This is a genomic window from Saccharopolyspora sp. NPDC050389 (genome assembly GCF_040655595.1).
In the GTDB taxonomy this organism is placed as follows: domain Bacteria; phylum Actinomycetota; class Actinomycetes; order Mycobacteriales; family Pseudonocardiaceae; genus Saccharopolyspora.
This window is the reverse complement of record NZ_JBFAKG010000036.1, coordinates 84,000-95,390: the sequence shown is the minus strand read 5'-3', so window position 1 is coordinate 95,390 and position 11,391 is coordinate 84,000. Positions and strand designations below refer to the sequence as shown.

Sequence of the window (11,391 nt, the reverse complement as noted above, 5' to 3'; positions counted from 1 at the left end):
GACACGTCAACCGCATAAAAATGATCAAACGACAGATGTTCGGCCGCGCCAAGCCCGACCTGCTCCGCAAACGCATCCTGCTCAGCGACTGAGCCTCGGGCCAGATTCACGGAAACCGTGCCAGAGCCCACATTCGGCCGCCGTTGACAATGTGGCCTTCGACGACAGCGAAGAGCGTGGGGGCGACTTTCGGCGGCCCCGGAGAACCGCATCGCCTGAACCAACGAGCCCCTGCGTCTTTCACTGGGTGAGGGGGCGCGTTCGTCGTCTCTGGTCTAGGCCGCAGCAAAGGATTTCGTCCTCTGTTACGCGCCTCGCGGCATTTGCAGGCTCTGCGGAGGCGGGAAACCGGCACGTGGTTTGCCCGGGGCGGAAGAGCCCAGCTCAACCGCAGTAGCGCTACGCACGGGTCCGTCAGTCCACTTCCATCGACGATGACCCGCCCCGGCGACCCATCGAATGCCGCTGAAGACGTCTGCGGGTGGGTCATGGTTGCGGTCTGGACGGGAGCGATCTCCTTCGCCTCGGCCTCAGCGCGGCGGCCTCTTGGCCTTCTCCAAAGTCATCCCGTCCTGCTTCCAGAGCCCTTGAGACTCGCCGCGCTCGCCGAAGCTCAGGCACACGATCCGCACGTCGTAGCCGCGCTCGGCATACAGGGCGAGCGCCCCACCCGCTCGCCACACGAAGTCGCCAGAATGCGCGCTGACCACCAGCACTGAGGGGGCTTTGTCCGTCGCCATCTTCGCCGAACCTTTCCTGTCGTATTCCGCTCGACCGCTTGTCCGCCTCGTGGTGGTAGACGCGGGAAGCCGGTTTCGTCATCGAGCAGCACGAACGGTTCAAGCTGGGGATCGTTGAGCGGCTGGTCGCCCGAAAGTCCGTCCCTGATCAGCCGGGAGATTCCTGACGGATCCCCGGATGCGCGCGTCGGATGCTGACCAGGTCATTGCGGCGGCCTGCGATCACTTGATGAAGCCAGCACCGCTGTGTTCCATGGACGTATCGGTTTCCCGACGTAGGAGTCAGGTCTGTGCTAGGTCCCGACCGGTCGAGCCCGAAAGCGCAGTACGTCAGCGGGTTCACCAACCTGGAAAACGAGATCAGCGTCGAAAGCCTGCCTTGAGCTTCCCCCCGAAGCGTGGAGGACTCCACTTATGCTGCTGCTGGCTCGGGGGTGACGGCGTTCTCGTAGTCGATGGGTGAGCGCATTCCGCATCGGCTGTGCCGCAGCCGTCCATTGTAGAACTCCGCGATCCATTTCACAACAACTGTTTTCGCTTCCGCTGGATGTCGAGGCGGGGGAGGCTCGGACCTGGTTCGGGCGGGCCACTATCCGGGCGATCCCGTCTTCGTCGCCGCGCCGGCCTGGGCACCATCCCGCGCCGGTGGCATCCATTCCTGGTGTCACGCCGGCGTGACACGCGGAGCTTCCAATGTTCATGCGGAATTGTGAAATCTGGCATGGCTGATTGTCGTCAGCTGCTAGAAACGAAAAGTCGACTGACGTTTGGATCGGCACCACTTCCGCTGGAGCGCCTGAGATGATCGAATCCTGCTTGTCTTGCCTGATCGGAGGCTGATTCGATATAGCTGAACGTTGACAGGCATAGCGAATATCGTCCATTCTAGGGTCGGGTGATCATGTGATCAATCGGCAATTGAATTGGCTAGCGCACTACGCCGGTGGACGATACGCGCCGAAGAAGTGCCGGAACATCGTCGACAGGTTCACGCTATGGAAGTCATGCTCGCGTAGCGGCCATATCCAACCACGAGGAGGCGCAGGTGGCTCAACGCTGCGACGTGGTCATCGTTGGTGCGGGCATCGCGGGCTGCACTGCTGCTTTAGCGTATGCTCGCGCTGGACTGCGGGTAACCTTGGTCGAGGCGCATCGGAACATCGACACGTTCAAGCGTGCGTGCACGCATTTGATCCAATCGTCGGCAGTGCCCACGTTGCGTCGTTTGGGTATCGAGAAGGAAATTGAAGCCGCAGGCGGCGTCCGTAGTGAGCTGGGTTTCTACACGCGAGCCGGGTGGGTTCATCCTCCCCGAATTGCCGATGGTCCGAAGTCGACCTACGGATACAACATACGTCGCTCAGAGCTTGACCCACTACTGCGGCGAATGGTCCTCGCGGCGGGCGTCCAACTTCTGTCGGGAACGCGTGTGCAGGAACTCAAGCGCGATGAAGGGCGCGTTACCGGACTGATCGCCCGAACCGCTTCGGGAAACCTGATCACGATAGACGCTCGCTTGACGATCGGCGCGGACGGAAGGCATTCCACCGTGGCCGGTCTCGCAGGCGTGCGTGCGATCAAGAGCTCGCACGGCCGTTTTGGCTGCTTCGCGCACTATGTCGGCATTCGCGACGAATCGGGTGCGGACTACGTGTCGCGTTCCGGCGGATCGGCGTGGACGACGTCGCGACTGTGGCTGCTCGACCCGGACGTCGCGTACCTGCTGCCCAATGATGGTCGCACGGTACTGGCGGCGATGGTGCCGAATGAACGCATGGACGAATGCCTCGAGGATATGGACGGCCATCTGCTGTCGGTCTTCGGGCGCCTGCCGAACGGACCGGATCTCAGCCGAGCGCGCCGAGTTTCGAAAATCATTCCGATCAGGAATTACGAGAGCAAATACCGGATGCCCGTCGCCGCAGGCCTCGCACTGATCGGTGATGCTGCACTGGTGACGGACTATCTTTGGGGAGCGGGCTGTGGCTGGGCTTTCCAGGCCGCCGAATGGCTCACCGAGGCGACTATCGGACCGCTTCTGTCCGGCAAGGCTCTCGCGCCTGGGCTTTGGAAGTACGCGTGGGCGCATTTTCGCCGTTTGAGCACGCACCAGGCATTCAACGCCAACTTCGCAACCGGTAGGCGGATGAATGCGATGGAGCGGACGCTCTTCGGTGCGGCGTCGACGGACCAGGTCGTCGCCGCACGTCTCGGTGCTTTCGGCAGTCGCAGGCTCACCCCGGTCGGGGCGTTCACCCCCGGGCTGCTCGCGCGTGCGTGGCGCTCGAATCGAGCATTGGAGACTACGTGATCACGACCATGAGTCCGGGCAGCGATGCGGAACGCGCGGCCGATCAGGCAGTCGGCTTGTACCGGTTCAACTGGCCCACCGCCGGCGGCGCGGCGACCAGCCGATCCCGACGCGCCAAGCTGCGGGAAGAACTCGAGACAGCTATCGCGAGATCGGTCGCCGCACTGCCGGACGGTGTCTTGGAAGCACGCGGCGTCAAGTGGGTGATACTGAAGTCGTTGCCGCACGTTCTTCGACTGCGATTCCGGCGTCGTGCCGCGACCACGGTGTACGGCTCGGATTTCACCACGAAAACGGCCCTCGGGGTGGTCCTCGCCAACGGTGATCGAGTGCACTACCTCATAGAGATACGGGATCGCCGCTGCCGGGTTTCAACGATCCCGAAAGAGCAGGTCGCGGGCCGCGCCGAAGTCGGCTTTGAAATGCGGCTGCCGAGGTTGATGAAGTTCGTCGTAGGGGCTGACATCCATCCGGCGCTGCTGGTTGCCAATGGCGTGCTCGGGCTGTGGGGCGATATTTTCGTGGTCGCGCGGCTCATCCCGATTTTCGGCATTCCAACCCGGTCCCTGCTGCACGGTTACGACGATCCGGCCTCGGCGGCCCGGTCACCGCGGCGAGCCAGTGGATCCATGAAGACCTGTTGAGCACGACAGATTTCGAGAATGCCGGGGTTGCCTGAATGATTAGTCCAGCTGTGGCCATTGTCGGAATGGGTGTTTGGGTTCCGGGCGCAAGCGAATTGGGGCAGTTCTGGGAGAATTCCCTGGCGCGGCGTCGACAGTTTCGCGAGTTCCCGGACTGTCGGATGCCGCTCGCCGACTATTGGCAGGACCCCACCGAAGCGGCCGGGGCGGTGGACAAGACGTACGCCGATCGTGCGGCGCTGCTCGACGACTTCACATTCGACTGGGCAAAGCGCCGGATCCCCGAGTCGACGTTCAAATCCACGGATACCGCGCATTGGCTCGCCCTGGAAGTAGCGCTGAAAGCGCTGTCCGACGCCGGATACAGCCGGCAGACGGTGCCGACCGAACGATCGGCTGCGCTCATCGGAAACTCACTCACCGGGGACCACACGCGATCCTGGGCGATGCGACTGCGGTGGCCTTACGTGAAGCGGTCTTTGCGCGCCGCGGCGAACGCCAGGGGAATGCCCGAACCCTTGGTGGCTGAGCTGGAAGAAACGATGGAGGACTACTTCAAGTCCGCCTTCCGGGAGCCCAACGAGGACACGCTCGCCGGCGTGCTGTCGAACACCATCGCCGGGCGCATCTGCAACTACCTGGATTTTCGCGGTGGCGGATACGTCGTGGACGGTGCTTGTTCGTCGGGGTTGCTCGCCGTCGCGACGGCCGCGAAAGCCCTGGCCACGGACGAGATCGACTTCGCCCTGGCCGGTGGCGTCGATGTGAGTCTCGATCCGATGGAACTGGTCGGGTTCGCCCGTCTGGGGGCCCTCACGCACGGCGACATGAACGTCTACGACGAACGCGCGAGCGGTTTCATACCCGGCGAAGGATGCGGCGTTGTCGCGCTGAAACGACTTGAGGACGCCCGTCGGGATGGCGACTACGTGTACGCGACCATCCGAGGCTGGGGGATCTCCAGCGACGGCAAGGGCGGCATTACCCAGCCCCATGCCGGCACCCAAGCCATCATGCTGCGCCGGGCTTACGAGCTCGCCGGTTTCGAGCCGGGTTCGGTCGCGTTCATCGAGGGGCACGGAACGGCGACACCGGTCGGCGACCCGGCGGAGCTCTGCGGGATCCAGCTCGCCGTGGACGCGGAGGCGAAGCCGGCGCGCCGCGCAGTCGGGGTGACATCGCTGAAAACACTGCTCGGACACACGAAAGCCGCGTCCGGCGTGCTGGCGTTGATCAGGACGGCCATGGCGGTCAATCGAAGAGTGCTGCCACCGCTCGCAGGTTGTGATTCGCCGAGCAAGATCTTCCGGGAAAAAGCCACTGCGCTGTTCCCGATCGTGCAAGGTGAGCAGCGCGAGCCGGGATCCGTCCTCCGGGCTGGAGTGCAGGCGATGGGATTCGGGGGCATCAACTGCCACGCCGTCCTCGAGTCGGCGGATGCGCCATCGACGAAGCTGGGAACGTCACTGGACGAACGCGCGTTGATGGCGTCGCACCAGGAAACCGAGCTTTTCACGCTCGCGGCCACGTCGGTTCCGGCATTGATCTCGCGCGCACGCGAGGTCGAAGCGCTCTGCGGTGGGGCGAGCGTGGCGGAACTCGTCGACCTCGCGGCGAAGCTCTCGAACGAGGTCGACGTCGCGGCGCCCGTTCGCGCTGCCCTGGTGGCCGGTCGGCCGGGGGAGCTTCGGGATCGCCTTCGCGAGCTCGTGCGGGACATCGAGAACGCTCCGCCGGCACCTGGCGAAGTCCGGTCACCGACCAGAGAGATCACCATCTCGCACAGCGTGCGCCATCGCCTGGGCTACGTGTTTCCGGGGCAGGGAGCACAGCAGTTGGGAATGGCGCGCACCATCGTCGAGCGGTGCGGATGGGCGCGGAAGCTGGTGGCCCAGGCGGACGAGTGGCTGGTGGCATGCGGGTCGCAGCCGGTGAGCGGCTCGATCTGGCGTGACGTGACGCGGGCGCGTGATGGCGACGAGGTGGCCGAATGGAATGCGGCGCTCAGTCGGACCGAGGTGACGCAACCCGCGATCGCGTTGGCCTCGTTGCTCTGGGTGGAATACCTGCGGCGCCTGAACCTCACCCCGTCGCTGGTGGCCGGCCACAGCCTTGGGGAACTGGTGGCGCTTTACGCGGCCGGGGCGTATGACGCGCGCACGTTGATCGAGCTGGCGGCAGCCAAGGGTCGCGCGATGGCGAACCTCTCGGGGGAGCCGGGGGCGATGGCGAGCCTCGGCTGCGACTACGCGCGAGCGAGGAAGCTGATCGCGGAAGTCGGTGCGGGCCTTGAAGTTGCGAATGTCAACGCACCGGACCAGATCGTCGTCGCGGGAACCGAGCAGGCGATCGACGAGGTCGCCCGGCACGCCCGGGAGCAGAACGTGGCATGTTCGCGCCTGTTGGTGTCGAACGCGTTTCATTCGAGCCTGATGGAACGTGCACGCGATCAGTTCCTGGCGGACGCGCCGCTGTCCGATGAGTTCGCCACGCTGGATGTGCCGTGCTACTCGTGCGCGAGCGGCGAGTTGCTGACGGAGCGATTCGATCTTCGAACGCTGGTGGCCGACCAGATCGTCGCGCGCGTGAACTGGGTAGACGTGGTCAACGCGGCGTCCGAGGAGTGCGACTACTTCCTCGAGGTGGGCCCGGGTCGGGTGCTCACCGGGTTGATCAACGCGACCAACGGGCCGGACGGCACGCCTTGCCTGCCGATAGCATCGCGTCCGGACGCGGACCGGGACTTGAACATCGCGGTGGCGGCCGCCTTCGCACGCGGCGCCGAGGTGGATTGGTCGTCGTTCTACGCGGACCGGTTGGTTCGTCCGTTCGTCGCGGCGGCCGGCAAGACGTTCATCCAGAACCCGGCTGAGGCGCCGTTCGCGCCGTCCAGGGTGCACCCGCCGAGCTCGTACGAGAACGGGAGTACCGCTAACCCGGCAGACGTGCTGCAGGAGTACCTCGAACGGCGCGGGCAGTTCCTCATCGACGTTGTTCGGGCGGACATCGGCGCGGAGCCTGGAGCACGTCGCGACGCGGCCGTGCCCGCCGCCCCTGCGGACGCACCTCGTACCCCGCAGCACGGCATGTCGGAATCACCGCCCGTCGTACCCGACGCAACACCAGCGGTGTCCGGCAACGGCCGGCTGCGGACAAGCGCGGCTGCCCGGCTCATCGAGGTCCTGGCCGAGAAGACGGGTTACGAAGCGGCCTCGATGGATCAGGGGTTGCGGCTTCTCGATGACTTGAACCTCGACTCCATCAAGGCCGCCGAGGTGATCGGGGGAGTTGCCGAGGAGCTCCAGGCGGACATCGACCCCGCCGAGATCGCGAACGGGACGATAGCCGAGATCGCCGACGCGATCACAGCGGTGTCACCGAGCACGTCCGGACGTGGCGCGGGTACCGGTGCATCAGGAAGTTCCGACGTCGCGGGTCTGCTGTGCGACGTGATCGCCGAGCTGACCGGATTCGCCACCGAGTCGCTCGCGCTGGACCTCAGCCTGATCGACGACCTGAACCTGGACTCCATCAAGGCGGCGGAAGCGGTCGCGAAGGTTTGTGCCGGGCTCGGCGTTGGCGACGACATCGATCCGAGCGAGCTCACCGGCGGCACGTTGGCCGACATCGTCCGGACGATCGAGAAGGTGACCGCGAGTCGGACCAGCGCTCCACCGGAGAGCGTCACCAGCCCGGCGCAGGTGGACGTGCATTCACCCTGGGTGCGAAGCTTCGTCGTCGATCCGGTCGTCGTTGCGGTGGACGACGAGAGCATCGACGACTTCAACGGAAGTTCCGTCCTGGTCGTCGCGGAGGAAAGCGACGCCGAGCTCGGCCAGGCGCTTGCCGATCTGTTCGCGAGCCTCGGTGCCGACGTCGCATCCAGTGGCTTCGACTTCGTCGATCCTGTTCGGGCAGAACATGTTGTCGCCGTGTTGCCGTCCGCTCGGGCGGCGGAGCAGCCGGCCGACGCGATATTCCGAACGGTGCAGCGGCTGTCGAAGGTCGTACCGCCGCTGCGGTCGGCCGAGGCACCGGCAGGAAGTCTCACCTTCGTTCAGTTCGGCGGAGTGCTCTCGCTTGCCAACGAGCGCGGCTCGTTCGCCGCTTCGAGCGCCGATGCGTTCGCAGCTTCGGTGCACCACGAGCGACCGGGAATGAAGGTTCGCGTGCTCGACTTCGCTCCGCAGCTGGCGGCTGATTCCGTCGCGAGACACGTGGCCGCCGAACTCCAGGTCGCAACGCCTTTCTCCGCCGCCGGATACGATGCCGAGCACGTGCGACGCGCCCCGCGAGCACGTTTGGTGGAAGGCGAGGATTTCCAGCTCCGTCCGGTGAAGTTGGATGGGGACGATGTCGTCGTGGTGACCGGCGGCGGCAAGGGAATCATGGCCGAGTGCGCGCTGGCGCTCGCCGCGACGTGCGGCGCGACGGTCGCGTTGGTGGGAACGACGCCGCGGAACAGCAGCGACGAGGTCGGCGCCACCCTTCGGCGATTTGCCGAGCAGGGGCTGAAAGCCCGCTACCTCCAATGCGATGTGACAGACCTCAGCGCGGTGCGGGCGCTGCTGTCCACTGTGTCGGAGGAGGTGGGCCCGGTTTCTGCCATCGTGCACGGGGCGGGCCTCAACCGGCCGCGGAGGGTGGAGCAGACCGACGCCGCCGCAGCCTTCGACGAGGTAGCGCCCAAGATAGCGGGTGCGATCAACTTGATGCGCGCGTCCGAGGAGATGCCCATCAAGCTCTTCGTCGGTGTCTCCTCCATCATCGGCGTTACCGGCATGCCGGGTAACAGCTGGTATGCGCTCGGAAACCAGATGCTGGATTCGGTGGTCCGGGAATTCGCGGACCACCGGAAGGACTGCGCTGCCGCTTCGATCGCCTACAGCGTGTGGGGAGAGACCGGCATGGGCGCGCGGATGGGCAGCGTCGACCAACTCGCCAAGATGGGCGTCGGTTCGATTCCGACTGCGGACGGCGTTCGGCACTTCCTGCGCCTGATCAGCTCGTGCCCGGGAGCGACGCAGGTAGTCGTCACCGGCCGCCTGGGTGGCCTGGACACGTGGTACCGGCAGGGGCGGAACCTCCCCGAGAAGGCTCGCTACCTCGAACGAATCGTTCGCCTCGAGCCGGGTGTGGAGCTCGCCGCGGAGACGTCCCTGAGCATGCAGCGCGACGATTACCTCCGGGACCACGTCTGGAAGGGAACGCCGTTGTTCCCGACGGTGTTCGGACTGGAGGCAATGGCGCAGGCCGTGCGGTGCGTGACGGGCCAGGCGCTCGACCGCGTGCGCATCGAGAACGTCGCGTTGCGCCGACCGATCACCGTCCGGCACGAGGTACCCACGCGGATCCGGGTCGAAGCGCAGGTGTGCGAGCGGCTCGCCGACTCCGACGAGGTGCGGGTGCTCGCTGCCATCCGAACCGAGCGGTCGCATTCGGCTCCCGAGTTCTCGGCGGAGTTCGTAGTGCTGGACGCCACCGGCGAGACGCCGCGACGAGAGCTTCCCGCCAGTCTTGCGCGGCTGGACATCGACCCGGTGAAACACCTGTACGGCGGGTTGTTGTTCCAAGGTCCCCGGTACCAACGACTGCGGAAGCTCCACAGCTTGGATTCGCAGCACTGCCGATTCGAGGCGGAACTGCGGAAGGTCGATGGCGAGTACGTCCTCGGTGATCCGTTCTTGCTGGACGTCCTGTTGCAGTCTGGCCAGCTGGTGGTCCCGCAGGACATCTGCCTCCCGTTCTCCATCGGTGCCATCGACCTCCATCCGGAGCGGTTCGCGGCAGGCGTCGTGGACGGTCTCGTGTACGACAAGGTGACCGATGGGGCCTACGTCGATGCGAAGGTGGCGGCGGTCGTCGACGGCCGCGTCGCCATCCAGCTGACGGACTATCGGTCCAGAGCAATCGAAAAGCGGCCGGACAATCCGACGGCGGAGGAGTTGGCGAATCCGGCCGATCGCGACAAGAGGCTGATCGATGCCGCCGCCGCGGATCACGGCAGTGCGCTCGGAGTCGCGGTCCCGAACGTGACGATCTCGCACACACCGGGGATACACGAGCAGGGGCGCGACGCGCGCCACGAGCGTGAACGTCCGGTTTTCCAAGAGGTCATCGGCAAGGTCGTCGCGCAGCGGGAGGCGGAATGACAGACGTCGTGGAGATCGCTTGGACGGAATCGGGGCGCCCGTACGTGCTCGGTCCGCTGGGCGATGAGATCGAGGTGTCGCTCGCGCATGATGACGAGACTTGTCTCGGCAGTGCCGCGGAATTTGCGCACGGGTGCGACATCGTGGCGATCGAGCCGAGATCGGAGGCGGAATGGGTGTCGTTGCTGGGACGCGCCCGCGAACCGCTGCTGCGGGAACTCGTCGAACTGGGGGAACCACCGGAGGTCGCCGGTGCCCGTCTCTGGGCGGCGGCCGAGGCGACCCGCAAGGCGGATGGCCGGAAGCACGTGGAGCTGTCGTTCGTCCGGCGTCAGGACAACGCGGTCCTGCTGAAGGGCAATGAGCATCTGGTGCTGACGTTTCCGGTGATGTTGACGCGCAACCAGGACAAGATGATCGCGCTGACCGTGGCGGACGACGAGGCGACCGAGAACGGCCAGCAGCGCGAACATTGGGTGGACGACCTGCCGCAGGTGGACGAGCGGGAGCACGGTTACGCCTCGCCCCATCTCCGGACGATCGTGCGGGCGACAGGGCCGGGCGGGTATCCGTCGACGGGAGCCCGCTACCACGTCTCCTACCGGGAGGCGTCGAGCCCGAGCGGATCCGTCTACTTCCCGCACTACGCCTTCTGGCTCGGGAAACTCCGCGAGAGAGGGACCGCGCAGCCCACCAACGGCCGGATCTCCAAGCTGATGACCAGTGGGAAGTGGGGGATGGTCACGAATTTTTCGGAGATATTCGTCGAGGGGGACCTGCACGCCGACGACATCGTCGAAGGGAACCTGTGGGTCTCGGCGATACGGGGCCGGTTCAACTCGACCAACGACATCGTCGCCGAGTGGTGCAAGGTGGCTGACGACGGCCGGTTGACCCGGGTTGCGTGGGGAAAGATGTCCACGACGTGGGTGGAGATCCTGGGCCACGGGAAGGTGACGCCGCGACCGCAGCCCGAGTACCTCGACGAATTTCTCCGGCCGATGACGGTGCGGAGCGGAGAGGCTGTCCGGCCGGTGCCGGACGAGGTGGTGGTGGATCTGGGGGCGTGCCTGGTCGAGGAAGTGCGGGAGCCGCGGCGGAAAACCGTGATCTCGCGGCGTCAGTTCTCCACGTCGAGCTACGAGGGAAACCTCGTTGGGAACGTGTACTTCGCGAACTACTACGCCTGGTTGGGTGCGGTGTTGGACGGTTACCTGCATTCCGTGGTCCCGGAGCAGTACCGGGTTGGAACGAACACGGGTGAACTTCGCGCCGTGCACACCAAGGTCGACCATCTGCGCGAGGCGATGCCGTTCGACACCGTCGAGACGGTGATGAGCCTGAGTGCCATCCACGAGTACGGCTTGCGGCTGCAGTTCGACTACTTCAACGTGCGCCCGGATGGCGGCCGGGAGAAGTTGGCGGCGGCCCAGCACGCGGCCGAATGGAGGACGAGGGAAGGAGACCGTTGGCAGCGGAAGGACAAGCTTCCTGGACGGATCGTCGACGCCATCCGCCGCGATGGCACCCGGGAAACGCGCTAG

Annotated in this window: 5 protein-coding genes; 4 read left to right on the top strand and 1 reads right to left on the bottom strand. The window is 65.5% G+C overall.

Annotated elements, in window-relative coordinates; genetic code table 11:
- Positions 1 to 530: 530 nt before the first annotated feature.
- The gene (locus AB0I53_RS23845) at positions 531 to 740 is read right to left on the bottom strand and encodes a PIG-L family deacetylase (protein WP_358606825.1); all 210 of its coding nucleotides are present in this window, start codon (positions 738 to 740) and stop codon (positions 531 to 533) included.
- A gap of 1,045 nt (positions 741 to 1,785) precedes the next feature.
- Between AB0I53_RS23845 and AB0I53_RS23840 the strand changes: the two genes are divergently transcribed.
- The 4 genes from AB0I53_RS23840 to AB0I53_RS23825 are packed head-to-tail and all read left to right on the top strand — an operon-like array spanning position 1,786 to position 11,391.
- Complete coding sequence (locus tag AB0I53_RS23840) at positions 1,786 to 3,051, top strand: NAD(P)/FAD-dependent oxidoreductase (RefSeq protein WP_358606822.1); 1,266 nt, start codon at positions 1,786 to 1,788, stop codon at positions 3,049 to 3,051.
- Positions 3,048 to 3,695: a hypothetical protein gene (locus tag AB0I53_RS23835; protein ID WP_358606819.1), complete on the top strand. Its 648-nt coding sequence runs from the start codon at positions 3,048 to 3,050 to the stop codon at positions 3,693 to 3,695. The genes AB0I53_RS23840 and AB0I53_RS23835 overlap by 4 nt, the downstream gene beginning before the upstream one ends.
- A 35-nt stretch (positions 3,696 to 3,730) precedes the next feature.
- Positions 3,731 to 9,847, top strand: a complete 6,117-nt coding sequence (locus AB0I53_RS23830) for an SDR family NAD(P)-dependent oxidoreductase (RefSeq protein WP_358606816.1) — start codon at positions 3,731 to 3,733, stop codon at positions 9,845 to 9,847.
- Entirely contained in the window at positions 9,844 to 11,391 is a 1,548-nt protein-coding gene (locus AB0I53_RS23825) for a hypothetical protein (protein ID WP_358606813.1), read from the top strand. The genes AB0I53_RS23830 and AB0I53_RS23825 overlap by 4 nt, the downstream gene beginning before the upstream one ends.